Source organism: Nocardia sp. JCM 38205, assembly GCF_058222935.1.
The window spans coordinates 582,713-606,379 of sequence record NZ_JBYHFL010000001.1; the positions used below are offsets into that span (position 1 = coordinate 582,713).

Below are 23,667 nucleotides of genomic sequence, written 5' to 3' on the forward strand. Positions count from 1 at the left end.
GTGGATACCGCGACGCTGTGGCTGCTGCCCGCCCTGCCTCTGGCCGGCGCCGTCATCCTGCTGCTCACGGGGCGCCGCGCCGACGCCTGGGGTCATCTGCTCGGCTGCCTGACCGCGCTCGCGTCGTTCGCGGTGGCGATCGTCGCGTTCGTCGCGATGCTCGGCCGCGACGACGCCACCCGCGCCATCGAACTCGATCTCTACCAGTGGGTTCCGGTCACCGGCCTGAATGTGGAACTGGGACTGCAGCTCGACCAGCTGTCGATGTGCTTCGCACTGCTGATCACCGGTGTCGGCTCGCTGATCCACATCTACTCGGTCGGCTATATGAGCCACGACCCGGCCCGCAGGCGATTCTTCGCCTACCTCAACCTGTTCCTGGCGGCCATGCTGGTGCTGGTGCTGGCGAACAACTTCCTGGTGCTCTATCTCGGTTGGGAAGGCGTCGGTGTGGCGTCCTACCTGTTGATCGGGTTCTGGCAGGAGAAGCCCTCGGCGGCTACCGCGGCCAAGAAGGCGTTCGTGGTCAACCGGGTCGGTGACATGGGGCTGGCGCTGGCGATGTTCGTCATGTTCGCCACTTTCGGGTCCATCGGTTTCAGCGAGGTGTTCGGCGCTGCACCGGCGGCGAGCGAAGCCACGCTGACCGCGATCGGGTTGCTGTTGCTGCTGGCCGCCTGCGGTAAATCCGCGCAGGTGCCGTTGCAGTCCTGGCTCGGTGACGCCATGGAGGGTCCGACTCCGGTCTCGGCGCTCATTCACGCGGCCACCATGGTCACCGCGGGTGTGTACCTGATCGCCCGGGCCAACCCGGTCTTCGATCTCGCGCCGAACGCACAACTAGCTGTGGTCCTCGTCGGCGCGGTGACGTTGCTGTTCGGCGCGATCATCGGCTGCGCCAAGGACGACATCAAGAAGGCCCTCGCCGCCTCGACCATGAGCCAGATCGGCTACATGGTGCTGGCGGTCGGCCTCGGGCCGGCGGGCTACGCGGTCGCGATCATGCATCTGCTGACCCACGGCTTCTTCAAGGCCGGGTTGTTCCTCGGCGCGGGATCGGTCATGCACGCCATGAACGACGAGACCGATATGCGCCGCTACGGCGGACTGCGCACGCTGCTGCCGATCACCTACGTGACCTTCGGACTCGGCTATCTCGCCATCATCGGGGTGCCGCCGTTCGCCGGATTCTTCTCCAAGGACCGCATCATCGAGGCCGCCTTCGCCGAAGGCGGGGCCGCCGGCCTGGCGCTCGGCGCGGTGACCCTGCTCGGCGCCGGGCTGACCGCCTTCTACATGACCCGCGTCATGCTGATGACGTTCTTCGGCGAACGACGCTGGAAACCGGATACCCATCCGCATGAAGCGCCCGCGGTGATGACCGGTCCGATGATCTTGCTCGCGGTCGGTTCGGTGGCCTCCGGTGCGCTGTTGGTGTGGGGATCGGCATTGCAGAACTGGCTGGAGCCGGTCGTCGGCTCCCATCACGGCGAGCCCGCCCTTCCGGTGCCGGTGATCACGGCACTGGCGTTGCTGGTCGTGGCCGCGGGTGTCGGGGTCGCGTATCAGCAGTACGCGCGGCGCCCGGTTCCGGAGACCGCGCCGCAGCAGGTGTCGGCACTCACCGTCGCCGCCCGCAAGGACCTCTACGGTGACGCGGTCAACGAGGCCGGGCTGATGCGGCCGGGACGGCACCTGACTCGTTCGCTGGTGTTCGTCGACAATCGCGGCATCGACGGACTGGTCAACAGCACGGCCGCCGTCATCGGTGGCCTGTCGGCCCGGATCCGGCGGGTGCAAACCGGTTTCGTGCGCTCGTATGCGCTGTCCATGTTCACCGGCGCGGCCCTGGTGGCCGCCGCCCTGCTGGCGGTGAGGATCTGGTGACCGACTTTCCCTGGTTGACCACGCTGTGGCTGCTGCCCGTCGCGGGCGCGGTGATCGTCATGCTGCTCCCCGCCGCCCAGCGGGTGCTCGCCCGCTGGGTGGCGCTCGGGTTCTCGGTGGCGGTGCTGGTGGTGGCGGTACTGCTCGCGACCCGCTTCGAACCCGGTGGTGCACAGTTCCAGTTCGTCGAATCGCACAGCTGGATACCGGCTTTCGGCGCCGGGTACACCCTCGGCGTCGACGGCATCGCGCTGGTACTCGTGCTGCTCACCACCGCGCTGGTGCCGTTGCTCATCGTGGCGGGCTGGAACGACGAACGCGAGGTCGGCAGCGGGCGGCGGGTCGCGCACACCTACGTGGCGCTCACCCTGCTGGTCGAGGCGATGGTGCTGATGTCCTTCCTCGCCCTGGACATCCTGCTGTTCTACGTGTTCTTCGAGGCGATGCTGATCCCGATGTATTTCCTCATCGGCGGTTTCGGCCCGCGCACCGACGAGGTGGCCGTACGGGTGCGGCGCGCACGGGCCGCGGTGAAGTTCCTGCTCTACAACCTGCTCGGCGGGCTCATCATGCTGGCCGCGGTGATCGGGCTGTACGTGCTCACGGTGCAGCAGGGACTCGGTGACGGCACGGCGGGTACCTTCGATTTCCGCACCGTGGTCGCCGCCGCGAACGCCGGCGAGCTGGGCGGCGATCCGGCCTTGGTGAATGCCCTGTTCCTCGGGTTCATGTTCGCCTTCGCCGTGAAAGCGCCGCTGTGGCCGCTGCACACCTGGCTGCCCGATGCCGCGGTGGCGGCGACGCCGTCGAGCGCGGTGCTGATGATGGCGGTGGTGGACAAGGTCGGCACCTTCGGCATGCTGCGCTACGGGCTGCTGCTGTTCCCCGACGCCACCCGGACCTACGCGCCGCTGCTGGTGACGCTCGCGGTGATCGCGATCATCTACGGCGCGCTGGTCGCGATCGGCCAGACCGATGTGATGCGGCTGATCGCCTACACCTCGATCTCGCATTTCGGTTTCATCATCCTCGGCATCTTCGCGCTGACCAGTCAGGCTCAGACCGGGGCGACGCTGTACATGGTCAACCACGGCATCTCCACCGCCGCGTTGTTCCTGATCGCCGGGTTCCTGGTGTCGCGGCGCGGGACCAGGCTCATCGCCGATTACGGCGGAGTGCAGAAGGTCGCCCCGGTGCTGGCAGGCACCTTCCTCATCGCCGGTCTGGCGACGTTGTCCCTGCCTGGGCTGGCGCCGTTCGTCAGCGAATTCCTGGTCCTGGTCGGCACTTTCAGCCGCTATCAGGTCGCGGCCGTCGTCGCCACCGGCGCGCTGGTGCTGGCGGCGATCTACGTGCTGTGGGTGTACCAGCGGATGATGACCGGCCCGGTCACCGAGGGCAACGAACGCATCCGTGATCTGCTGCCGCGGGAGCTGGCGGTGGTGGCGCCACTGATCGCGGCGCTGATCGTGCTCGGGGTCTATCCGAAACCGGTCACCGACTTCATCGATCCCGCGGTCACCCAGACCCTCACCACGGTCGGTATCACCGACCCCGAACCGTCGGCCCCGGCGCAGACCGAGGCGGGCACAGCGATCACCGGAGGTGGGCACAAATGAGTGGTGGTCTCGACGCCGGTCTCGTCCTCGCGGCGGCCGTACCCGCTCCGAGCATCGAGTACGGCACGCTCTCGCCGATGCTGATCGTGTTCGGCGCGGCAGTCATCGGTGTGCTGGTCGAGGCCTTCGTGCCGCGACGGCTGCGTTACCTCACGCATATGTCGCTGGCCCTTGGCGCGTTGATCGCCGCGCTGGTCGCGGTGATCGCACTCGCGGGCACGCGGACCACGGCGGCGGTCGGGGCCGTCGCCGTCGACGGGGTGACGCTGTTGCTGCAGGGCACGCTGCTGGTGGTGTCGGTGCTGGGGGTGTTGATCATCGCTCAGCGCGCCGCGCCGAGGTCGGGGCCCGGCACCTGGTCCCGCGCGGCGGCGCGGCCGGCGTTGCAGCTCGAGGCGTTCACTCCGCAGGCCTCCGCGGTGCCGGGCAGCGGCGCCGAGAAGGCCGCGGCCGCCGCGGGGGTGGCGGCGACCGAGGTGTTCCCGCTGACCATGCTCGCGGTGGGTGGGCTGTTGCTGTTCCCGGCGTCGAACGATCTGCTGACCATGTTCGTCGCGCTCGAAGTGCTGTCGCTGCCGCTGTATCTGCTGTGCGGGCTGGCCCGGCGCAAGCGGCTGCTCTCGCAGGAGGCGGCGCTGAAGTACTTCCTGCTCGGCGCGTTCAGCTCGGCGTTCTTCCTCTACGGCGTCGCTCTGCTCTACGGCGCGACGGGCACCGTCCGGCTCGGCGGCATCGCCGACGCCCTCGCCGCCGATTCCGGCGACGCGACCCTCGCGCTGCTGGGGGTGGCGATGCTGGCGGTCGGCCTGCTGTTCAAGATCGGCGCCGTGCCCTTCCAGTCCTGGGTTCCCGACGTGTACCAGGGCGCGCCGACCCCGGTGACGGCGTTCATGGCCGCCGCCACCAAGATCGCCGCCGTCGGCGCGCTGCTGCGGGTGTTGCAGGTGGCGGTGCCGGGGCTGGCCGACGACTGGCGGCCGGTGCTCGGCGCGGTGGCGGTGGCGACCATGATCGTCGGTGCGGTCATGGCCATCACCCAGACCGACGTCACGCGGATGCTGGCGTATTCGTCGGTGGCACATGCGGGTTTCCTGCTGACGGCGCTGGTGGCCGCCAATGACGCCGGGGTGTCGTCGGTGCTGTTCTATCTGCTCACCTACGGCCTGAGCACGCTCGGCGCGTTCGCGCTGGTGAGCCTGGTCCGTGATGGCTCCGGCGAGGAAGCCACCTCGCTCGAGCGCTGGGCCGGGCTCGGACGCCGATCGCCCTGGCTCGCCTCCGGTTTCGCGCTGCTGCTGCTGTCCTTCGCCGGTCTGCCCTTGACCAGCGGGTTCGTCGCGAAGTTCGCTGTCTTCCAGGCGGCGGCCGACGGTGACGCCGGTTATCTGGTGATCGTCGGTGTGCTCGCCAGCGCTGTTGCCGCCTTCTTCTACATCCGGGTGATCGTGCTGATGTTCTTCACCGACCCGCCCGCGGATCCGCCGGTGATCACCGCACCGCGGATGACGTGCGGGGTCATCGGCGTCACGGTCGTCGTCACCGTGGTGCTCGGCATCTTCCCGCAGCCGGTGCTGGATCTCGCGACCGACGCCGCGAACTTCGCGCGGTAGCGCTCACGAGGCCGCCGGCGCCGCCGTGACCTTCTCGAGCTCTTCGGCTTGCCGGCCCAGCCGCTGCGCGATGACGGCACAGGCGATCAACTGCAACTGGTGGAACAGCATGAGCGGCAGCACCATCAGGCCGACGTCGGTGCCGCCGAACAGCACCGCTGCCATCGGCAGGCCGGAGGCCAGGCTCTTCTTCGATCCGGCGAACAGGATGACGATCCGGTCCTCGCGCGGGAACCCGAGCAGCCTGCCCGCCCCGGTCGCGATGCCCGCCACCACGGCGAACAGCACCGCCGAGACCGTGAGCAGCACGAGGATGTCGCCGACGCCGACCTTGCTCCAGATGTCCTCGCGCATGCCGGCACTGAACGCCGCGTAGACCACGAGCAGGATGGATCCGCGGTCGACCAGCTTCACCGGCTGCGCGTGCCGGGTCAGCCACTCCCCGATCCACGGCCGCGCCAGCTGCCCGAGCAGGAACGGCACCAGCAGCTGCACCACGATCGCCACCGCGGCGCCCGCGTCGATATGGGCCTCACCGGTGGTGTGCATCAGCGCCACCACCAGCAGCGGGGTCAGGAACACGCCGAGCAGGTTGGAGAACGACGCGCTCACGATCGCCCCGCCGACATTGCCACGCGCGATCGAGGTGAAGGCGATCGAGGACTGCACGGTCGAGGGCACCAGGCACAGGAACAGCACCCCGGCGTAGAGCTGCTCGGACAGCACCCCCGGCTCCAGGACTCGCAGTGCCAGTCCGAGCAGCGGAAACACCACGAAGGTCGTCGCCAGGATCACCGTGTGCAGACGCCAGTGTTTGACGCCCTGCCAGGCCTGCGCGGGTGAGAGGCGCGCGCCGTAGATGAAGAACAATGCGGCGATGGCGGCCTTGGTGGCCCAGTCGAGGACGATCACCCCGGCGCCGGTGGCCGGAACGATCGTCGCGACGCCGACCATCGCGAAGATCGCGAGGACGAAACCATCGATCGAGAACTTACTGAGCAACCGCATCAGTAGAACGGTAGGCGGCGGCGCACCATCGGGGAATACGATAGCTGCTATATCAGCTATTACGAATCACGATAGCGAGGTGTTCGGTGTTCGATCCGGTTCTGCTGCGCAGTTTCGTGGCGGTCGAGCAGCACGGCGGTTTCACCGCCGCGGCCCGTCAACTCGGGCTTCGTCAGCCCACTGTCAGCGGCCACGTCGCGAAGCTGGAACGCGAACTCGGTCGTGAGCTGTTTCTGCGCGATACCCATTCGGTCACGCTCACCTCCGACGGCGCGGCCATGCTGGGCTTCGCGCGCGAAATCCTCGACGCGCAGAGCCGGGCGGCGCAGTATTTCGGCGGCGAGACCGTCACCGGGCGCATCCGGTTCGGCGTCTCCGAGGATCTGGTGGCCGAGACGCTTCCGGAGATCCTGCGCGAGTTCCGCCGCGACTATCCGCGCGTCGATCTGGACATGTCCGTCGGGCTCAGCGAGGAAGTGCATGCGCGGCTGCGCCGTAACCACCTCGATCTCGCCTTCGTCAAACGCAGGCCGGGCGAACAGCACGGCCGGCTGGTCTTCAGCGATCGGCTGGTGTGGGTGGGTCCGGCCGGCGCGCAACCGCCGGCGGCGGGCGAACCGATACCGGTGGTCACCTATCTGCCGCCCAGCCTGACCCGCGACGCGGCCTTGCGCACCCTCGATCGCGCCGGGCTCCCCCATCACATCGCGTGCACCACCAAAGGTCAGCTCGGCCTGCGCGCCGCGGTGCTCGCCGGCCTCGGGTTCGCGGTACACAGCGAAAGCCTGCTGCCCGCCGATCTCGTTCCGGTGCACGGCCTGCCGAGCCCCGGCACCACGGAGTTCGTGCTGATCAGTACCGCGCGCCGGGCGGCCTCCGCACCCGAGCGGGCGCTGACCCGCGCGATCGTGGACAACATCGATCGGCTGCGGTTCACGCGGCGGTGAGGCGGTGCCGCTGAGCGGGACCGCGACCCGGCGCGAGTTGACGATGTAAAACGTGGATGTTTAGTTGTGTCGATGGGTGTCGAGAAAGTGGCGGTGGTCACCGGCGCCACGTCGGAGATCGGCGCGGCGCTGTGCCGCCAGCTGGTGACGGCGGGCGTCTGCGTGGTCGCCGCCGACGGCGATGCGGCCCGGCTGCGGCAGTTGTCGCGGGGTCTGGACGGCGCCACCCGCTATACCCAGGTGGTCGATGCCACCGACGACGACCGGGTCCGGCGGCTACTCACCGGCACCGTCGCCGATCTGGGCCGTCTCGACTATCTGTTCAATACCGCCGATCTGCGCATCGATGGCGACTTCGGCACGCTGCCACTGGGCCGCTGGCACGAGATGGTCGATGTGGACCTGTGGGGCATGGTGCACGGCACCCGGCACGGTTACGCGGTGATGCGCGCGCAGGGATTCGGCCACATCGTCAATACGGTGTCGGTGGCCGGGCTGCTGCCGTCGGCCCGGTCGGTGGCCTATGCCATGACCCAGCACGCGGTGGTCGGGCTGACCACCTCGCTGCGGGCCGAAGCCGCGGGCAGCGGCGTGCGGATCAGTGTCGCGGTACCAGGCGCGACGTCCACCCCGTCCGCCCGGCAGCCGCGGACGATGTTGCGGCGCAAGCCGATCGACGCGCTCGCCCCCGACCGGGCGGCGTGCGCGATCATGCGCGGCATGCGCCGCAATCAGCAGTACATCATCGTGCCGCGCTACAGCCGCGCCATGATCGCCGCCTACCGGTGGTTCCCGAACCTGGTCGGCGGGTTGCTCGCACCGCGCGAGGGGTGAGCCCACGCCCGGCCTCGGCCGTGTTCGACCCGCCGACCCGGCCGGTCACCGTGCCGCCGCGCGCGAGTAGTTCCAGCTGCGCCAGGTGTCGGCGGGCAAGCGGTCCCGGATCGGGTCGGCGATGACGGCGCGCAACTCGGCGGGCAGACGGTCGGTGGCGGGCACGATATCGGCGGAAAGCCCACTCAGATAGCCGATGTCGAGGGCGTGCCCGTCCTGCCAGCGGTCGATGTTCTTGTCGGCGATGAAGCGTTCCGGGTCGAGCACGGCCAGCGCCAGCAGCGTCGCCATGGCCGTGCCGACGGCCGCGCCGGCCAGCCGCCGGTGCCGCAACCGCAGCACCGCCACCAAGACGAGCAGATACACCGTGCCGATCCACAGCTCGCAGGTCAGCACCAGCAACCGCAGCACGGTGAAACCGTAGGCCTGCTGGTAGGTCCACATCCGCATCAGCGCCGAGGCCACGATGATCAGCGACAGCACCGTCACCGCCGACAGCAGCGCCCGCAGCCACAGCCGATCAATGCCCGAATCCCGTGCCGCCCAGCGCAAGACGATCGCGATCACCACCAGGGTGAGAATGGTGACGGTCGACAGCTGCCAGAATCCGCTGCGCGCGTATTCGGCGTAGGTGAGGCCCGCGGTGCGCTGCACGTAGTCGTCGCCGCCGAACATGGCCATGAACTGCACGGCCACGAACACCGCGAACACCAGCGTCAACGCGGCCACCGGCAGCGCCCATTCGCTGCGGCGCAGCCGTCGTCCGGTCTCCGGCGCGTCGTCGGTCGCGCGTCGGGGAGGTCCGGCGATCACGTAGAGCGCGCCGACCGTGCCGAGCCCGGCGATGACGAACATCAGGATCCACTGCGCCACGGCGTCCGAGTCGACGGCGGGAATGAGACTTTCGACCACGTGCGCGAAGCTCGCGTCGGCACTGCCGAGCAGCGGAACGAACACCGCGAGCAGCAGCGCGGTCGCCGCGATCGAGCCGGCCAGCCGCGTCGCGCGCTCCCGTCCCGGCCCCTGGACCCGGCGGGCACCGGTGTAGAGCCACGGCAGGCTCCGCGCCGCCTCGATGGGAATCGCGAACAGGTCGTACCGCAGCCCGAACACCGACCGCGGGCCCACCGCCGCCAGTGACGCCGCGGCGGCCGCCGCCAGCACGCATAACGTGAACAACCAGCCGGCGGCCCGGAACGCCCCCACCGCCAGCAAGGCCGCCGCCAGCACCGTCCACCAGATGCGGCCGCTCCCCAGCGGCAACTGCGCGACGTTGTCCGAAGACGCCGCACGGACCCGACGTGATCGGCGAACGACGGCCGCGATGGTGGCGACGACAACCCCTGCCGCGAGCAACCAGCCGATCCCTGGCCGGTCCGTCGGTACCAGCGTCGCCGCGCCGAGCCCGGAGACCGCCGCCGCGGTGAGCAATCCCGCGGGCTGGGCGACGCGCCGCCACCGTGGCGGCGGTTTCGGTCCGGCAGCCGGCGGCATCGGCGTCACCGGCGGACGGGCATTCGGGGGCGATGTCACGAGCACGGTCCCCGCCGGTGGCTGAACAACCTGCGTGCTCGGGTCAGCCCAGACCGCCGCGGACGACTTGTCCGCGACACCGGTCAGCTGCGCGCCCGCGGAAGTCGGCGTCGGAGCAGCCACGGTCGGCACCGACGCGGAAGCCGCATCGGCCGACGCATCCTGCGCGGCGTCTTCCGACGCAACCGCCACCCGGTCATCGGTCGCGTCGGTGCCCGATTCCTGCGGAGCCGAACCGTCCGGCTCCGGTGCAGGGGGCTTCGTGCCCGGGTTGATCGCCGATGACGCCGCCACCGAGGCAACCGCTTTCGTGTCGTCGGTCGCTGCCGGCGCGTTGCCGTCCTCAGATCCCCGCGGAGCCGGGGCCGCTGGTTCGGACGCCCCTGGCTTCGCAGCGTGGACGGCGGCCGATGACGAAACCGCGGCCGCCTCATCGGACGCCGCCGTCGGGTCTCCGTCTTCGGCTCGCTCCGGTGTCGACAGTGTCCGGTCGCCGGAATCAGGTTCTGTGGGCATGGATGTCCCCTCCTGTGGGTGTGCGGGATCGCCCCGGGACCGGGGTCGGTCCGGGGTGTGGGTCGGTTCGGGTCAGCGGCCGGGGAGGACCACTCGGATGCGTGAGCCAGGGTCGGCGACGGCGATGGTGCCGCCGTGCAGGTCGACGACCCAGCGGGCGATGGCGAGGCCGAGGCCGGTGCCGCCGCCGTCGGCGCGGCCGCCGCGGGTGAAACGATCGAAGATGTGGGCGCGCTCGGCGGTGGGGATGCCGGGACCGTCGTCGCCGACGTCGATGACGACGCGGTCCGGCTCGCCGCTCACCTCGATCCGCACCTCGCCACCGGCCGGGCCGTGCCTGGCGGCATTGTCGAGCAGGTTGAGCAGCACCTGATGCAACCGTGCACGGTCGGCGTAGACGCACACCCCGCCGGGACGCACGTCGGTCCGGAACCGCACCCCACGGCCTAGAGCGGCCGTGGTGACCTCGGCTTCGGCGACCACCTCGGCCAGCAGTGGTTCGATCGCGAACCGTTCCCGGTCCAGCGGCAGCGCGCCGGCCTCGATGCTGGACAGATCGAGCAGTTCGGTCACCAGCAGCCCGAGCCGTTCGGTTTGCGCCAGCGCCGTGCGCAGGGTGCGCGGATCCGGTTCGGACACACCGTCGACCAGGTTCTCCAGCAGTGCGTTCAATGCGGTGACGGGCGTGCGCAGCTCATGCGAGACGTTGGCGATCAACTCTCGGCGCTGCCGGTCGGCGGCCGCCAGATCCGCGGCCATCTGGTTGAACGCCTCGGCCAGCTCGCCCACCTCATCGCGAGAGCTGGCGCGCACCCGGCGGCTGTAATCGCCGTGCGCCATGCGTTTGGCGGCCGCGGTCATCTCCCGAAGCGGCCTGGTGATGCCATGCGCGAGCACCTGCGAGGTGACCAAGGCGATCGCGGTCGCGGCGAGGGTGGTGCGTGGCGGTAGCCAGCCGATCTGCAGCCGGAAGTAGCCGAAGGCCACGCCGCCCGAGCACAGCATCAGGATCGCCAGCTTCAGCTTGATCGAGCGCACCGGATCCAGCGGTCGCGGCAGGGTGTCGGCGATCCGGCGGGCCAGCTGCCGCCATCGATCGGGGCCGGTCATCGCGCCTCTAGTGCGTAGCCGACGCCGTGCACGGTGCGGATGAGGTCGGCGCCGAGCTTGCGGCGCAGCGCTTTGATGTGGCTGTCCACCGCGCGGCTGCCCGCCGCATCGGCCCAGTCCCATACCTCTTCCAGCAGCCGCTCCCTGGCGAGTACCGCGCGTGGACGGCGTGCCAGCCGGGCCAGCAGATCGAATTCCAGCGGCGTCAGCTGGGTTTCCACGCCGGCCCGCCACACCCGGCGCTCATCCAGGTCGATGCGCAGATCACCGACGACGAGCGCGGCGCCGTCGCCCTCGGTGCTGCGCTCCACCCGCCGCAGCAGGGCGTGCACGCGTGCGGTGAGGATGCGCAGTGAGAACGGTTTGGTGAGGTAGTCGTCCGCACCGACACCGAGGCCGACCAGCTGGTCGGTTTCCTCGGTGCGCGCGGTGAGCATCAGCACCGGCACCGGATGTGCGGCCTGGATACGCCGGCACACCTCGAGCCCGTCGAATCCGGGCAGCATCACATCGAGGACGACCAGATCCGGTCGACGGGCCTCGGCGGCGGCGACCGCGGCCGGACCGTCATGGGCGAGTTCGACGACGAAACCTTCCGCCCGCAACCGGGCGCCCACCGACTCGGCGATGGTGATCTCGTCGTCGACCACCAGGATCCTGCGCGCCGCACTGTGCTCCATGCGGGCTTACATTAGCCAGCGGCTGTGGAGAGATCCGGGGCCAATTGTGGAGATTCGGTGAGCGCCGCGGCCGATGCGCGCGGTTCAGCCGATCAGGGAGTTCATCAGGGTGCCCGCGCTGGTGGCGATGACGCCGCCGAGCATCCCGCCGACCACCATCTTGGGCGAGGCCAATGAGCCGTTGTTCCACTTCTCCCAGGCGAAGCGACCGCCGGCCACGGTGATGCCGAGAACGCCCGACAGCAGCACGAACCAGGTGAAGTAGCGCACGAGCTTGTCGATCTGGCCGGAGATCGGTGGCGCCTGTGGCGTGGGATCTGCCACTTGCGCGAGGAACTCGGGAACTGCGTGAAGGCCCATCATGCCCACTCCGTCAACGAATTCTCGTCTGATAGTGAAGCAATTGATACCTGACAGCTATCGCGACCGAAGTATCCAGCGTGCGGGGTTGCGGCGTCAAGGCCTCATCGTGACCCGAACCGGGCACCACCCGGGCTACGACTGTCCGTAGTATGGGTGGGTGCGTTCGTCCGGGTCGGCAGTCGCCTCGCTGCGGGGCGCGTTCGTCGGCTCCGCGTGCGGCGCGGTGAGTATCGCCGCCCACGCGCTCGGTGGCGGCGTCGTCGCCCCTGGATCGTCGTCGATCACCCTGCTGCTCGGCGCGTGCGCGTTGATCGGCACACTCGCCCGGGCGCTGCCGCTGCGGCCCGGCCGCACGCAGGTGATGCTGCTGTTGACCGCCGGGCAGGCCATCGGCCATCTCGCTTTGACCGCCGGACCCGGGCACCAGCACGGATCACACTCGGCCGCGATCATGCTTGCCACCCACCTGGTCGCGATCCCGGCCGGTGCGGTGCTGATCCGTGGCGCCGAACTCGCTGTGGGGCGGTCGATATCGAGTGTGCGCCGTGCGGTGTCGGCGCTGTGCGCCGCGCTCGCCGGTCCACCGCCATGGGCGCCGAGTTCTCTTGTCGCGGGCCGTGATCCGCTGATCCCGCCGCGCCCGCTGCTCATCTCCGGCCGCGGTACGCGCGGGCCACCTGTTTCGGCTCGGTAGTTCCCCTCCGCCGATCGCGATACGCGGCACGCTCGTGCGCGGATCAGCGGTGCCGGTGCTCGTCACCGTGACCTGCGCGACGACGCGGCACCGTTCGACGACGTCGGCCGGCCCACGACCGCGGCCGCGCCGATCACCGACGGCCGAAACCGGTCCGGCGCAGATCGCTGGACCACTGACGGCACCGGCGTAGTCGCGCACCCGTGGCGTCGACCCGTCTCGCGGAATCCTTGCCTGCCCGGCCGTTTCACGACGCGTGCCGGACCGATGCGCGTGGATGCGCGTTGTCATCGCGTGCCCGGAAGCGCGGACCGTGCCCGATAGCACGGGCACCGTACCGTTGTGTCGGCGCTGGGCACGGCCGATCTCGCACGACTCGGCGGGGGAACCACACCCGCACATCGACCACTCGAACACCGACCCGTACAGGGAGATCCCATGTTCCACCTCGTTCCCGCGCGCTCACGCCTGCGCCGCGCGGCCGCCGCCGCCCTGGTGGCCGCCGCCCCGCTGGTCGCGCTCGGCTGCACCAGCGAGTCCGGCGATTCCGGCGCACCGTCCGATGCCGCCTCGGCCGTCACCATCACCGAGCAATGGGCCAAGGCCGCCGACAGCGGCATGTCGGCCGCGTTCGGACAGCTGCGCAACAACGCCGACACCGACGTCACCGTCGTTGCGGCGACCAGCCCGGCCTCGGCCACCGTCGAACTACACGAGGTGGTGACCGGCGACGACGGCGTCAAGGTCATGCGCCCGAAGCCGGGCGGCTTCCGCATCCCGGCAGGCGGCGAGCTCGCGCTCGAGCCCGGCGGCAACCACATCATGTTCATGGGTCTGCGCGGTCCGCTGCGCACCGGATCGGAGGCGCCGGTCACGCTCACCTTCGACGACGGCTCGACCACCACGTTCACCGCGCAGGTTCGCGACTTCCCGGGCAACCAGGAGAATTACGAGCCCGGCGGCGAACACGGCGACGGCGCCGCGGCGCCGGGGCACGGTGGTTGAGCCGGCCCGCGCCCGTTCCGTTCGGCTGAACCGGCGGCGGCTGCTCGGTGGCGGTGCGGCCGCCGCGGGCGTCGCCGGTCTCGGTCTCGGTGCGGCCGCGTTCACCACCCACCGCGAGGAGACCTCGCCCGCGTCGGCGGCGGTCGAACCGTTCTACGGCGAACATCAGGCAGGTATCGCGACCGCACCGCCCGCGCACGCGGCGTTCGTGGCGCTGGATCTGCGGCCGGGCACCGACCGTGCCGACATCGTCGGCGTGCTGAAGATCTGGACCGAGGACGCGGTGCGCCTCACCGCCGGCCGCCCGGCGCTCGGCGATACCGAACCGGAACTGGCGGGGCGCCCGTCCCGGCTCACCGTCACGGTCGGTTTCGGGCCGCGCGTGTTCGACGTGGCCGGACTGGCCGATCGGCGTCCGCAGTGGCTGAAACCCCTGCCGCCGTTCACGATCGACCGGCTCGATCCCGCCTACGGCGAGGGCGATCTGCTGCTGCAGATCTGCGCCGAGGAATCGACGACGGTCGCGCATGCGGTCCGGGTGCTCTGCAAGAGTGTGAAGTCGCTGGTATCGGTGCGCTGGGTGCAGCGCGGATTCCGCGACGCCGCACCGGGTACCACACCGCGCAACCTGATGGGTCAGGTCGACGGAACGGTCAATCTGGTCGCCGGCACACCGGATTTCGATCGGCTGGTGTGGGACGACGGTGCCGCGCAGCCATGGCTGGCGGGCGGTACGTCGCTGGTGTTGCGCCGGATCGCGATGACCCTGGACACCTGGGACGAAATCGACCCCGAGGGCAGGGAATTGACGGTCGGGCGCCGGTTGTCCAACGGTGCGCCGCTGACCGGGACGAGCGAGTTCGACGAACCGGATTTCGCGGCGGTCGACCGCGACGGCATCCCGGTGATCCCACCGTCGTCGCATATCGCCCGCGCCCATCACACCCATGACGGCGAGCGGTTCCTGCGTCGTGGTTACAACTACGACGATCCGCCGCGTCCGGGCGAGACCTCGAATTCGGGCCTGCTGTTCGCGGCCTACCAGCGTGATGTGACGGCGCAGTTCCTGCCGGTGCAGCAGCGGCTGGCCGAGTTCGATGCGCTCAATGTGTGGACGATTCCGGTGGGTTCGGCGGTGTTCGTCATCCCACCGGGTGTCCGCGCGCCCGGCGGGTATCTCGGGCAGACCCTGTTCGAGCGGTGAGCACACGGTTCCCGGCGCGGTACGGCGCCGGGAACCGGCCGCGACGAACTCAGGTCCAGAGCGCGGCGATCAGCACGTTGAGGATGGCGAGCCCACCGGCCGCGTGGGTCATCCACGGAACGGCCTTGCCGCGCTTGGCGTCGGCGCGGCTCATTTCGGCGAACGCCGCGACCAGCACCGAGACGGCGAGTTTGATGCCGATCTTGACCATGTTCAGGTCCTTGTCGAGTGAGTCGATCGACTCCGCCAGCCCGACCAGGATCACGCCGGTGATCAACTGGAGCCGCGCACCCCACACCATCAGCTCCGAGACCACCGGCCGGCTCGCGGCGTAACCGCCGACGACCGCGGCCATTCCGAGCAGATGGGTGACAACCACGATGTTGTAGACAACGTCCATAGCGCCCAACGCTAGCCGATGCGACGCACCTCTACTACGCCAAGTCGTATATTCGCCGGAGCGTCGGCCCGCGCCTGCCGACAGACCACCCGAAAGCGCGCCGACCTGGGCCGAAGCGGGACCAGGCACAGAAATGCCGACAGCCCGCCGGGGATACCCGGCGGGCTGTCGGCACAGCAGTCTGCGTATTACTCGGCCGAGAAGCTGGAGAGCCCGCCGAAACCGCTGAAGATGTCACCGAATGCACTCAGAAGGTCTCCGAGGCTGCCCAGGTCCACTGAACCCATTTCCACTCCTATCCGTGTGCGAATCGCGATGCTCTTGCACCGCCGCACACCATTGGTAGTGCCGTTATTCAAACGTGATGCTCTATTTATCTTAACGTTATCCACATCGAAGTGAACTCGAGTTGAACGCGCCTGCCGCGATGCGCTGACCTGCGAATATGCTATGAATAACACCGATGTCGATCTTCATGAATTTTCGAGCGTCGCCAAAATTCCTTCCTGACGTCTCCGTCAACCGACCTCGCTCAAGTAATAATCGCAGGTCAGAGCGATATTTGCGCCTCCACTCAGCCCCATCCGGGCAAATCCTGACGCTGACACGGACAAGAACGGTGACAATTTCTCATCCCACGAAAAGGCAATCTCCACCGGCTCCAAGCTGATGCGAATGAATCTTTATCTCCTCCATGAGACCACCGAAATACCGCCGCCTGGAACCAATTCGGCCTCTGAGGCGATCGGACCACGACGGCGCGATCCTCAAATTTATTGGAATAGCGGCGGTTTCGCACGAATACGAAATCTTCCGGTGCAGAATGACGCTGCCCGCATCGAACTCGAATTGCTAACCGCCGGCAGCTATTTCACGAGAGCCCGACGACCCCTCAGGCGCGGGTGAACACCGCGACCAGGAAGTCGGAGTCGTCGCGGAACGGGCGCAGATCCCAGGTCGACAACCGCAGGTCCGATGCCAGGCCCGCGGCCGCGGCGTCGGCGAAGAACTCCTCGAACGGGTAGCCCCGTTCGGCGCCGAATCCGATAACGGCCCGGCCATCCGGGTCGAGATGGCGGGCGAAGCCCGACAGCACCGCTCGGCGGGTACTCGGCGCGAGGAAGGTCATCACATTGCCCGCGCACACGATGACGTCGAAGCCGTCGGGTATGCCGCGGGACGGCAGATCCAGTTCGGCCAGGTCGCCGACCAACCAGGTGGGGCCGGGGTGGTCGTGTTCGGCCGCCTCGATCAGCACCGGGTCCACGTCGACGCCGACGACCGCATGACCGGCCTCGTGCAGATAGCCGCCGATGCGGCCGGGCCCGCATCCGGCGTCGAGCACGCGCGAGCCCCTGCCGAGCATCGCGTCGACCAGCCTGGCCTCCCCCACGATGTCTTGCCCCTGGGCGGCCAGGCCGCGGAACCGCTCGACGTACCAGGTGGAGTGCGCCGGGTCGTTGGCCGTGATCTCCTCCCACTGGCTCGGAACACGCTCACCCACGATGGCTCCCTACTCGATACGTCGGCTGGTCTTGCCACCGTAGCCCGCACCACAGCGCGCGGACACGACCACCCGCGTCCAGCGTCCACCGGGGTGCGGGTGTATGCCGTCCTACCCGCAAAAGCGCGTGGACCCCGCGAGAGATCGCGGGGTCCACGGGGAATTCGGTGGTCCGGGTACTACGGCACCGAGACGCTGCCGCCGCTGGGGACGTAACCGATGGTGTTGGGGTCGATCACGCCGAGGGCCTGGCCCGCGCAGTCGGGGCCCGCGTACAGGGTGATGGCCTGATCGGTGCCGTTGCCGACGGTGGTCTGCAGCGTCGTGTAGAAGCTGTCGCCGGTGTTGAAGCAGCCCACCGGGTTCGCGTGCGGCGCACCGTTCAGGGTCAGGGTGCCGCCTGCGGCGTGCGCGGCGCCAGGGGCCAGCAGGGTGATGGCACCCGCGGTGGCCAGCGCACCGACGATCCCAGCAGTACGAAACATTCGTGCCTCCAGTTCCTTTCGATGTCGACCCCCGACGTCGACCATTGACCCCGCGATTGTGTCATGCGACCGGCTGCGCCGGAACACCCAGATCCTTCGCGTCCTTGCGCACCCCGAAGGCGGTGATCATCTCCATGATGCCGAGCACGACCAGCCAGATACCGGCGACCCAGGCCAAGGTGGCGACCGATTCGACGGGCCAGACGATCAGCACGACTCCGGCGATCGCGGTGATCACACCGAAGAACCCCTGCCAGCCACGACCGGGCAGGCCCGGTTCGGCGACCGCGGCCATCGTCATCGCGACTCCGCGGAACAACCAGCCGATCCCGATCCACAGACCCAGCAGAAGAAGCGAGGCCAGCTCGTCGCGGAAACAGAAGACGCCGATGATGATCGACAGCACGCCCGCGATGAAATACAGCACCCGCATCCCCGCACTCGCCGGCGCCGCGAACGCCGCGACCAGCTGCAACAGGCCGCTGACCACCAGGTAGATCCCGAAGATGATGCCGGCCACCAGCAGCGTCTTACCGGGCCACACCAGAATCAGGACGCCGAGGACCACCGAGAGCAATCCGGTGACCAAGATCGATTGCCAGGCGGCACGCGCGAGGGTCTGCACCGGGCCCTGCGGGATGATATTCGTCGTCATGAAGTGATGTTATGCCCGAAATCCCTGGTTCTCTGGGCATTTGCTCACTACCCGCGTCCGCGCGCCGCCACCGCCGGTCGTGCACACCGGCGGCCGACTGTGACCGAGAACGCCGTGATGATCACGTTTGCCGCTGTACACGCCGGGTAATTGTGGGTCAATGGCTCTCGTCGTGAACGCCGTCAGGTGAGTCGAGTGGGTCGGGTTTGACGAGTCTCGGGTGGCTAGGAGAAGAGGGTGTCGGTTGTTCTCGTGCTTCAGGCACGCGGTCTCGGTGAACTGCTCACCGCGGTCCCGGCGCTGCGCGCGCTGCGCCGGGCCAGGCCGGACGACCGCATCGTCCTGGCGGCCCCGCATCGGCTACGGCCCATCGTCGATCTGATCACCTCCGTCGACGCCATGGTCCCCACCACCGAGGGCGGCAGCCTGCGCTGGGACGGACCCGCCCCCGATCTGGCGGTCAACCTGCACGGCCCGGACACCGAGTCGATCGTCGAACTGATCAAGACCGACGCGCGGCGCATCCTCACCTACCGCAATCCGGCCTTCCCCGAGCTGCCCGGCCCGCAGTGGGATCCCGATATGCACCTGGTCGACCGCTGGTGCCATCTGCTCGAATTCGACGGCATCGATGCCGACCGGCGCAACCTCGGCCTCGTCCCGCCGGTGGCCACCACCAGCCACCGCGACGCCGTCGTCGTGCACATCGGCGCCGGCGCACCGGCACGGCGCTGGCCGCCGGACCGGTTCGCCGCCGTCATCCGGCATCAGTCGGTGCTCGGCCGGGAGGTGGTCATCACCGGCGACGAGTTCGAGCGCGAGACCGCACTCGGCATCGCCGCGCGGGCCGGGCTGCCACCGCACCGGGTGCTGGCCGGCGAACAGAATCTCATCGAATTGGCCGCGACGGTCGCCGAAGCCGCGCTGGTGTTGTGCGGTGATACCGGCGTCGCCCATCTGGCCACCGCGTTCGGCACCCGCACCGTGCAGCTGTTCGGCCCGACTCCCCCGCGCCGTGGCGGACCACCGCCGCATCTGCTCGCCCGCCACGATGTGCTCTGGGCGGGGCAGGTCGGCGACCCGGACGCCGACAGCACCGACGCGGGCTTGCTGCGGATCGGGGTGAGCGAGGTGCTCGGCGCGATCGACGCTCAGCTCGGAAAGCACTCCTGGGCGGGCAGCACCGGTGAACGCCCTCGCGCTTACCGCCGCGTCGGCTGAGGAGTCGGCACTTCGACGCTCGCGGTGTGCACCGCCGCGGAGTAGGCGGCGATGGCGCTCGGCCAGAATCGCTCCACGTAGTCGCGGGCGTCGGCCAGCCCTCGCGGATCCAGGAAGTACCGCCTGCGGTTGCCGTCCGGGCGCATCATCACCAGGCGCGCCTCCCGTAGGACCCGCAGGTGTTGCGACACCGCCGAACTACTGACGCCAACGGCCTCGGCCAGCTCGCCCACCGAGAGTTGCGCATGCGGTAATGCTTCGAAGATCGCCCGCCGAGTCGGGTCGGCGAGCGCTTCGATCGCCCGGACTCCATTAGTCGCCACTAACACAGTGTGATCAACTAGCGGTTTCGCCGTCAAATCGCCCATTTACCGCATTTGCCCAGCTCGACGCGGAATATCAACCGTGTCGTTATCAGTTCGTAATCAACGAACTGGGGTTATAGGCGCTGGTGATGGTAGCCACAGGATTGCGGAGCGGCGGCGACGGTCCCGTAGCTTCGAGCTATGCCCGTGACCGTTCCGTTACTTTCTCGCCGTCCCGGCGCGCCCCGCACCGGTCGTCGCAGCGTCGCCACCCGCGTGGTGGCCGCCTCGACGGCGATCGGCGCCTCGCTCGGCGTGCTCGCCGGATGCACCGAAGAGAACTCGACCGCGGCCCTGCACTCCCCGCAGCTGGTGGCCGACACCGCCGACGCGACCTTCACCGCGTTCACCCCACCCGAAGCCCAGCGGGCCCAGACCGTGCCGGAGGCGGTGGCCTGGGAACAGAACCGCCTGGCGATCGAGTTCGCCCGGCCCAAGACCATCCGGCCGGTGGCCGGCCCCATGAGCTCCACCTTCGGCATGCGCTGGGGTGCGATGCACGCAGGCATCGATTTCGCCGACCCGCTGGGCGCGCCGATCGCGGCCGTCACCGACGGTGTCGTGATCGAGGCCGGCCCGGCCAGCGGTTTCGGCCTGTGGGTGCGCGTCCAGCAGGACGACGGCACCGTCGGCGTGTACGGCCATATGCAGGACATCCTGGTGACCGTCGGTCAGCCGGTGCGCGCCGGTGATGTGATCGCCACCGTCGGCAGCCGAGGCTACTCCACCGGTCCGCACCTGCACTACGAGGTCCATGTGCCAGGCGTCGGGCCGATCGACCCGCAGCCCTGGCTGGCCGCGCGCGGGATCAGCGTCCACGGCGACCACTCCTGACACCGGCGGCGACCCGTCGCCGAGAATTCACGGGGACGGCCCGTAGGCGAGAGCGCCTGCGGGCCTTCGCCGTCCTAGGGCTGCGGATGGGCCGCCCACCGCGATCCGGTACTCCGGTAGGGGGCGGCAATGGCGCGCCGGCGTGATGTGGCCGCGCGGTGCGGGTCCCTAGTGTCGCGGCATGGTCACACCCGAGATCGCTTCCCCGGCACCGGCTTCGGACCGATTCCGCTCCGGCTTTCCCGAACGCGCAGCCCTGCACCGGCCACTGCTGGTGATGGTGGGCGCGATGACCGCCCTGACGATCGTTTCGGCCTGCGGCCTGGTCGTCGACGACCGTCAGCTGCTCGGCGAGTCGGTCTGGCTGAAGCCGTTGAAGTTCGGCGTCGCCTTCGCGCTCTACGGTCTCACCCTGATCTGGTTGCTGGCGCTGCCGCACCGGGGCCGCCGTGCCACCTGGTGGCTCGGGACGGCCTTCGCGGTGACCGGTGTGCTCGACGTCGGTTTCATCGCCGTGCAAGCCGCGCGCGGAACGTTCAGCCATTTCAACAATTCCGATCCCGACCCGGTGAACGTCATCGGGCAGCAGATCTTCGTCTCCGGCGTTCCCGGCCTGTTCGTGGCGAATCTGGTGCTGGCCCTGATCTTGTGCGCGCAGCGGCTGGTCGACCGGCCGACCACGCGCGCGATCCGGGCCGGTCTCGTCCTGGCGGTCGCGGGGATGGCGCAGGCGTATCTGATGGGCTTCACCGGCAAGCAGCGTGTGGTCGACGCCGAGGGCCGGATCGTGGAGTTGGTGGCCGGGCACACCGTCGTCGAGCCGGGTCTGCGCACCGAACTCGCTCGGGACGGGGCAGGCATGCCGATCACACACTGGAGCACCATCGGCGGCGACCTGCGAATTCCGCATTTCCTCGGACTCCACGGGATCCAGGTGCTGCTGGCGGCGGTGATCATTTCGGCAGCGCTGGCAACGCGCCTGCCCTGGTTGCGCGGCGAACGCACGCGGACCGACCTGGTCGGCGTACTCGCCGTGGGCTACGCGGGACTGTTCGGGTTGACGTTCTGGCAGGCCATGCGCGCGCAGCCGCTGCTACGTCCGGACGCGCTCACCGTCGGCGCCTTTGCCGCACTGGTCGTCGTGGTGGCCTGCCTCGGCGTGCTGGTGTACCGCCGCGGCCGCGCTCGCGCCGGCGAAGCGATTACGCGCAGATCCGACTCCGCGGCACTCAGCGCAGACGTTCGGCGTCACGGGCGAGCTGGAGCAGAGTCTCACTGAGCGCAGCCAGTTCGGCCGCGTCGGCACCCTCGCCGATCGCGGTCGCCACATCCTCGGCCGCACACCGTGCCGCGAACCAGCGGTCGGCCAGATCGGCCGCCTCCTGTGCGCTGAGCACCACCGAATCCTCGGGAATCCCCGTCCCCTTCAAGCTGTTGCGATGTTCGTAGGCCCGCTGACGGCACGACTGACGGCAATACCGGCGGCGACGCCCGACCTCGGATTCCACGATTTCCCGCCCGCACCACAGGCAGGACAGTGACCGGCGCGACATGACCCGACACCCTAACCGCACCCGGCGACCGTCCGCACAGGGCACGCCGCTCCGGTGACGGCGGCGAACAGCGTAGAATAGCCAGGTTCTCCCCCGCAGGGAACGAAAGTAGCCCACCACACGTTCACAGAGCACATGGTGTTCGCGCCCGGCCGGCCACGCCGGGAGCGAGCAGCCCACAACCGGTTCCGCGCATCCGTGCGCGAGAGCCGGACGCCGAGGAGGTTCGCGACCGCGCCACCGGTTATCCATGGAGGAGCGAGTCCTGCGAACCCGTTCGCAGCCCGGCTCGGGTTTCCGCCGCCGCGGAGATACGGGCCACCGTGGGGCCGCGAACACGCCGCGACGCAGGAGCGGCACATCAAACACAGAGAGGACCGAACAGATGGCAGATCGCGTACTCCGGGGCAGTCGGCTCGGAGCGGTGAGCTACGAGACCGACCGCGACCACGATTTGGCGCCCCGCCGGATGGCCCGGTATCGGACCGACAATGGTGAAGAGTTCGACGTCCCGTTCGCCGACGACGCCGAGATCCCGCCGACGTGGTTGTGCCGCAACGGCCAGGAAGGCGTCCTGCTCGAGGGCACCACGCAGGAGGCCAAGAAGGTCAAGCCGCCGCGCACCCACTGGGACATGCTGCTGGAACGGCGCAGCAAGGAAGAGCTCGAGGAACTGCTCAAGGAGCGCCTCGAACTGCTCAAGACCCGCAGGCGCGGCTGAGGCAGCCCCGCGCCGAAAAAGGCCGCTCACACCGGATTCGTCCGGGATGAGCGGCCTTTCGTCTGTCCTGTGGCGCACGGGCCCGAAGCCACGGCGCCTCGATTCAGTGGCTGGCGACGCGCCGATACCGCAACAGCGCCAAGGGCACCACCACCACGAGGATGGCCACCGAACAGATCACCGCGTACTCGACACAATGTTCGGCGGGCCAGCCGGTCGGCGTCGCGAACGACGGTGGCGAACTGTTGTCGAACAACTTGCGCCCCGCCGCCGCCACCGCGGTGATCGGATTCCATTCGGCGATCGTGCGCAACGGCCCCGGCAGCGTCTGCGCGGAAATGAACGCCGAGGAGATGAACGACAGCGGGAACATCCAGATCAAGCCGACGCTCTGCGCGACCTCCACTGTCGGAGACAGCAAACCGGTGAGGGCGCCGACCCAGGACATCGCGAACGCGAACAGCAAGATCACACCGAAGGCGAGCGCGGCGTCGGTGATCGGGCCGTTGATCCGCCAGCCGACGATGTAACCGCAGCCCACCATGACGATCAGGCTGAGAATGTTGACGACCAGGTCCGACAGCGTGCGCCCGAGCAGCACCGCCATCCGCGACATCGGCAGCGTCCGCATCCGGTCGATGATCCCCTTGTGCAGATCGCCCGCCAACCCGACGGTGGTGAACGCCGCGTTGAAGGCCACCGTCTGGGCGAAGATCCCGGCCAGCAGGAACTCCCGGTACTGGCTGCCGCCGAGCGAGGCCCCGAAGATGTAGGCGAACAGGAACACGAACATCAGCGGCTGGATCGTCGCGGTCACCAGCAGCGTCGGAACGCGCAGGATGGTCAGCAGGTTTCGGTAGGCGACGATGGCGCTGTCGCGGAAAACCCGTCCGCGCGGCGACATATCCACTGCCGCCGC

General features: G+C 69.1%; 24 protein-coding genes. 12 read left to right on the forward strand and 12 right to left on the reverse strand.

The window, feature by feature from the left end; all coding sequences use genetic code 11:
* The 3 genes from nuoL to nuoN are packed head-to-tail and all read left to right on the forward strand — an operon-like array spanning nucleotide 1 to nucleotide 5,116.
* Nucleotides 1–1,887, forward strand: a complete 1,887-nt coding sequence (gene nuoL, locus AC4HOU_RS02730; RefSeq protein ID WP_490724093.1) for an NADH-quinone oxidoreductase subunit L — start codon at nucleotides 1–3, stop codon at nucleotides 1,885–1,887.
* Nucleotides 1,884–3,506: an NADH-quinone oxidoreductase subunit M gene (locus AC4HOU_RS02735; protein ID WP_490724094.1), complete on the forward strand. Its 1,623-nt coding sequence runs from the start codon at nucleotides 1,884–1,886 to the stop codon at nucleotides 3,504–3,506. The genes nuoL and AC4HOU_RS02735 overlap by 4 nt, the downstream gene beginning before the upstream one ends.
* Nucleotides 3,503–5,116 carry an NADH-quinone oxidoreductase subunit NuoN gene (gene nuoN, locus AC4HOU_RS02740; RefSeq protein WP_163810717.1) on the forward strand — a complete coding sequence of 538 codons (1,614 nt, stop codon included), beginning with the start codon at nucleotides 3,503–3,505 and terminating at the stop codon, nucleotides 5,114–5,116. Before AC4HOU_RS02735 ends, nuoN begins: the two co-directional genes overlap by 4 nt.
* Before the next feature lie 3 nt (nucleotides 5,117–5,119).
* On the opposite strand, the gene AC4HOU_RS02745 is transcribed toward nuoN, so the two are convergent.
* Nucleotides 5,120–6,124 carry a bile acid:sodium symporter family protein gene (locus tag AC4HOU_RS02745; RefSeq protein ID WP_194992612.1) on the reverse strand — a complete coding sequence of 335 codons (1,005 nt, stop codon included), beginning with the start codon at nucleotides 6,122–6,124 and terminating at the stop codon, nucleotides 5,120–5,122.
* Nucleotides 6,125–6,210: 86 nt separating this feature from the next.
* Here AC4HOU_RS02745 and AC4HOU_RS02750 point away from each other — a divergent pair, with 86 nt between their 5' ends.
* Together AC4HOU_RS02750 and AC4HOU_RS02755 are read left to right on the forward strand one after the other, a co-directional pair.
* Entirely contained in the window at nucleotides 6,211–7,071 is an 861-nt protein-coding gene (locus AC4HOU_RS02750) for a LysR family transcriptional regulator (protein WP_195019542.1), read from the forward strand.
* Nucleotides 7,072–7,143: 72 nt separating this feature from the next.
* Complete coding sequence (locus tag AC4HOU_RS02755) at nucleotides 7,144–7,905, forward strand: SDR family NAD(P)-dependent oxidoreductase (protein ID WP_163810710.1); 762 nt, start codon at nucleotides 7,144–7,146, stop codon at nucleotides 7,903–7,905.
* Nucleotides 7,906–7,950: 45 nt separating this feature from the next.
* Here the strand turns inward: AC4HOU_RS02755 and AC4HOU_RS02760 are convergent, their stop codons facing one another.
* The 4 genes from AC4HOU_RS02760 to AC4HOU_RS02775 form a co-directional block, all read right to left on the reverse strand.
* Nucleotides 7,951–9,438, reverse strand: a complete 1,488-nt coding sequence (locus tag AC4HOU_RS02760) for a DUF4153 domain-containing protein (protein WP_490724095.1) — start codon at nucleotides 9,436–9,438, stop codon at nucleotides 7,951–7,953.
* A 588-nt stretch (nucleotides 9,439–10,026) separates the two neighbouring features.
* A complete protein-coding gene (locus tag AC4HOU_RS02765) occupies nucleotides 10,027–11,064 on the reverse strand; it encodes a HAMP domain-containing sensor histidine kinase (RefSeq protein WP_163810708.1) in 1,038 nt (345 codons plus the stop codon).
* On the reverse strand, nucleotides 11,061–11,744 hold the full coding sequence (locus AC4HOU_RS02770; RefSeq protein WP_490724096.1) for a response regulator: 684 nt from the start codon (nucleotides 11,742–11,744) through the stop codon (nucleotides 11,061–11,063). The genes AC4HOU_RS02765 and AC4HOU_RS02770 overlap by 4 nt, the downstream gene beginning before the upstream one ends.
* 84 nt (nucleotides 11,745–11,828) lie before the next feature.
* Nucleotides 11,829–12,104: a hypothetical protein gene (locus tag AC4HOU_RS02775; protein ID WP_490724246.1), complete on the reverse strand. Its 276-nt coding sequence runs from the start codon at nucleotides 12,102–12,104 to the stop codon at nucleotides 11,829–11,831.
* A gap of 160 nt (nucleotides 12,105–12,264) precedes the next feature.
* On the opposite strand from AC4HOU_RS02775, the gene AC4HOU_RS02780 reads away from it, so the two are divergent.
* The 3 genes from AC4HOU_RS02780 to AC4HOU_RS02790 all read left to right on the forward strand — a co-directional run bounded on the left by AC4HOU_RS02780 (nucleotide 12,265) and on the right by AC4HOU_RS02790 (nucleotide 15,010).
* Nucleotides 12,265–12,801 carry a hypothetical protein gene (locus AC4HOU_RS02780; RefSeq protein WP_280210853.1) on the forward strand — a complete coding sequence of 179 codons (537 nt, stop codon included), beginning with the start codon at nucleotides 12,265–12,267 and terminating at the stop codon, nucleotides 12,799–12,801.
* Nucleotides 12,802–13,239: 438 nt separating this feature from the next.
* Nucleotides 13,240–13,806 (forward strand): copper chaperone PCu(A)C, encoded by a 567-nt coding sequence (locus tag AC4HOU_RS02785; protein ID WP_163810703.1) that lies wholly within the window; start codon nucleotides 13,240–13,242, stop codon nucleotides 13,804–13,806.
* Nucleotides 13,799–15,010, forward strand: coding sequence for a Dyp-type peroxidase (locus AC4HOU_RS02790; protein WP_490724097.1), 1,212 nt, complete (start codon nucleotides 13,799–13,801; stop codon nucleotides 15,008–15,010). The genes AC4HOU_RS02785 and AC4HOU_RS02790 overlap by 8 nt, the downstream gene beginning before the upstream one ends.
* 49 nt (nucleotides 15,011–15,059) lie before the next feature.
* Here AC4HOU_RS02790 and AC4HOU_RS02795 read toward each other — a convergent pair whose 3' ends face one another.
* The 4 genes from AC4HOU_RS02795 to AC4HOU_RS02810 form a co-directional block, all read right to left on the reverse strand.
* Nucleotides 15,060–15,410, reverse strand: a complete 351-nt coding sequence (locus AC4HOU_RS02795) for a hypothetical protein (protein ID WP_163810699.1) — start codon at nucleotides 15,408–15,410, stop codon at nucleotides 15,060–15,062.
* Nucleotides 15,411–16,302: 892 nt separating this feature from the next.
* A complete protein-coding gene (locus AC4HOU_RS02800; protein ID WP_490724098.1) occupies nucleotides 16,303–16,914 on the reverse strand; it encodes a class I SAM-dependent methyltransferase in 612 nt (203 codons plus the stop codon).
* A gap of 179 nt (nucleotides 16,915–17,093) precedes the next feature.
* Nucleotides 17,094–17,399, reverse strand: coding sequence for a hypothetical protein (locus AC4HOU_RS02805; protein ID WP_138448780.1), 306 nt, complete (start codon nucleotides 17,397–17,399; stop codon nucleotides 17,094–17,096).
* A gap of 61 nt (nucleotides 17,400–17,460) precedes the next feature.
* Nucleotides 17,461–18,054: an HdeD family acid-resistance protein gene (locus AC4HOU_RS02810; protein ID WP_163810694.1), complete on the reverse strand. Its 594-nt coding sequence runs from the start codon at nucleotides 18,052–18,054 to the stop codon at nucleotides 17,461–17,463.
* A gap of 237 nt (nucleotides 18,055–18,291) precedes the next feature.
* Here AC4HOU_RS02810 and AC4HOU_RS02815 point away from each other — a divergent pair, with 237 nt between their 5' ends.
* A complete protein-coding gene (locus AC4HOU_RS02815) occupies nucleotides 18,292–19,275 on the forward strand; it encodes a glycosyltransferase family 9 protein (protein ID WP_194990961.1) in 984 nt (327 codons plus the stop codon).
* Here the strand turns inward: AC4HOU_RS02815 and AC4HOU_RS02820 are convergent.
* Nucleotides 19,257–19,598 carry an ArsR/SmtB family transcription factor gene (locus AC4HOU_RS02820; RefSeq protein ID WP_163810690.1) on the reverse strand — a complete coding sequence of 114 codons (342 nt, stop codon included), beginning with the start codon at nucleotides 19,596–19,598 and terminating at the stop codon, nucleotides 19,257–19,259. The genes AC4HOU_RS02815 and AC4HOU_RS02820 overlap by 19 nt on opposite strands.
* A 183-nt stretch (nucleotides 19,599–19,781) precedes the next feature.
* Between AC4HOU_RS02820 and AC4HOU_RS02825 the strand changes: the two genes are divergently transcribed.
* Together AC4HOU_RS02825 and AC4HOU_RS02830 are read left to right on the forward strand one after the other, a co-directional pair.
* Entirely contained in the window at nucleotides 19,782–20,474 is a 693-nt protein-coding gene (locus AC4HOU_RS02825) for a M23 family metallopeptidase (RefSeq protein WP_228806552.1), read from the forward strand.
* A gap of 181 nt (nucleotides 20,475–20,655) precedes the next feature.
* The gene (locus AC4HOU_RS02830; RefSeq protein WP_490724099.1) at nucleotides 20,656–21,753 is read left to right on the forward strand and encodes a hypothetical protein; all 1,098 of its coding nucleotides are present in this window, start codon (nucleotides 20,656–20,658) and stop codon (nucleotides 21,751–21,753) included.
* Here the strand turns inward: AC4HOU_RS02830 and AC4HOU_RS02835 are convergent.
* Nucleotides 21,704–22,027, reverse strand: a complete 324-nt coding sequence (locus AC4HOU_RS02835) for a hypothetical protein (RefSeq protein WP_048833443.1) — start codon at nucleotides 22,025–22,027, stop codon at nucleotides 21,704–21,706. The genes AC4HOU_RS02830 and AC4HOU_RS02835 overlap by 50 nt on opposite strands.
* 385 nt (nucleotides 22,028–22,412) lie before the next feature.
* Between AC4HOU_RS02835 and AC4HOU_RS02840 the strand changes: the two genes are divergently transcribed.
* A complete protein-coding gene (locus tag AC4HOU_RS02840; RefSeq protein WP_014351500.1) occupies nucleotides 22,413–22,748 on the forward strand; it encodes an RNA polymerase-binding protein RbpA in 336 nt (111 codons plus the stop codon).
* Between the two features lie 103 nt (nucleotides 22,749–22,851).
* Here AC4HOU_RS02840 and AC4HOU_RS02845 read toward each other — a convergent pair whose 3' ends face one another.
* Complete coding sequence (locus AC4HOU_RS02845; RefSeq protein ID WP_163811095.1) at nucleotides 22,852–23,652, reverse strand: ABC transporter permease; 801 nt, start codon at nucleotides 23,650–23,652, stop codon at nucleotides 22,852–22,854.
* Nucleotides 23,653–23,667: the final 15 nt, after the last annotated feature.

Bases quoted from the DNA above. Each gene is read 5' to 3' on its own strand.
- AC4HOU_RS02840 (WP_014351500.1), top strand. From the start codon at position 22,413: ATGGCAGATCGCGTACTCCGGGGCAGTCGGCTCGGAGCGGTGAGCTAC.
- AC4HOU_RS02755 (WP_163810710.1), top strand. From the start codon at position 7,144: ATGGGTGTCGAGAAAGTGGCGGTGGTCACCGGCGCCACGTCGGAGATC.
- nuoN (WP_163810717.1), top strand. From the start codon at position 3,503: ATGAGTGGTGGTCTCGACGCCGGTCTCGTCCTCGCGGCGGCCGTACCC.
- AC4HOU_RS02785 (WP_163810703.1), top strand. From the start codon at position 13,240: ATGTTCCACCTCGTTCCCGCGCGCTCACGCCTGCGCCGCGCGGCCGCC.
- AC4HOU_RS02810 (WP_163810694.1), bottom strand. From the start codon at position 18,054: ATGACGACGAATATCATCCCGCAGGGCCCGGTGCAGACCCTCGCGCGT.
- AC4HOU_RS02745 (WP_194992612.1), bottom strand. From the start codon at position 6,124: ATGCGGTTGCTCAGTAAGTTCTCGATCGATGGTTTCGTCCTCGCGATC.
- AC4HOU_RS02805 (WP_138448780.1), bottom strand. From the start codon at position 17,399: ATGTTTCGTACTGCTGGGATCGTCGGTGCGCTGGCCACCGCGGGTGCC.
- AC4HOU_RS02770 (WP_490724096.1), bottom strand. From the start codon at position 11,744: ATGGAGCACAGTGCGGCGCGCAGGATCCTGGTGGTCGACGACGAGATC.
- AC4HOU_RS02825 (WP_228806552.1), top strand. From the start codon at position 19,782: ATGCCCGTGACCGTTCCGTTACTTTCTCGCCGTCCCGGCGCGCCCCGC.
- AC4HOU_RS02795 (WP_163810699.1), bottom strand. From the start codon at position 15,410: ATGGACGTTGTCTACAACATCGTGGTTGTCACCCATCTGCTCGGAATG.
- AC4HOU_RS02775 (WP_490724246.1), bottom strand. From the start codon at position 12,104: ATGGGCCTTCACGCAGTTCCCGAGTTCCTCGCGCAAGTGGCAGATCCC.
- AC4HOU_RS02835 (WP_048833443.1), bottom strand. From the start codon at position 22,027: ATGTCGCGCCGGTCACTGTCCTGCCTGTGGTGCGGGCGGGAAATCGTG.
- AC4HOU_RS02845 (WP_163811095.1), bottom strand. From the start codon at position 23,652: ATGTCGCCGCGCGGACGGGTTTTCCGCGACAGCGCCATCGTCGCCTAC.
- AC4HOU_RS02830 (WP_490724099.1), top strand. From the start codon at position 20,656: ATGGTCACACCCGAGATCGCTTCCCCGGCACCGGCTTCGGACCGATTC.
- AC4HOU_RS02765 (WP_163810708.1), bottom strand. From the start codon at position 11,064: ATGACCGGCCCCGATCGATGGCGGCAGCTGGCCCGCCGGATCGCCGAC.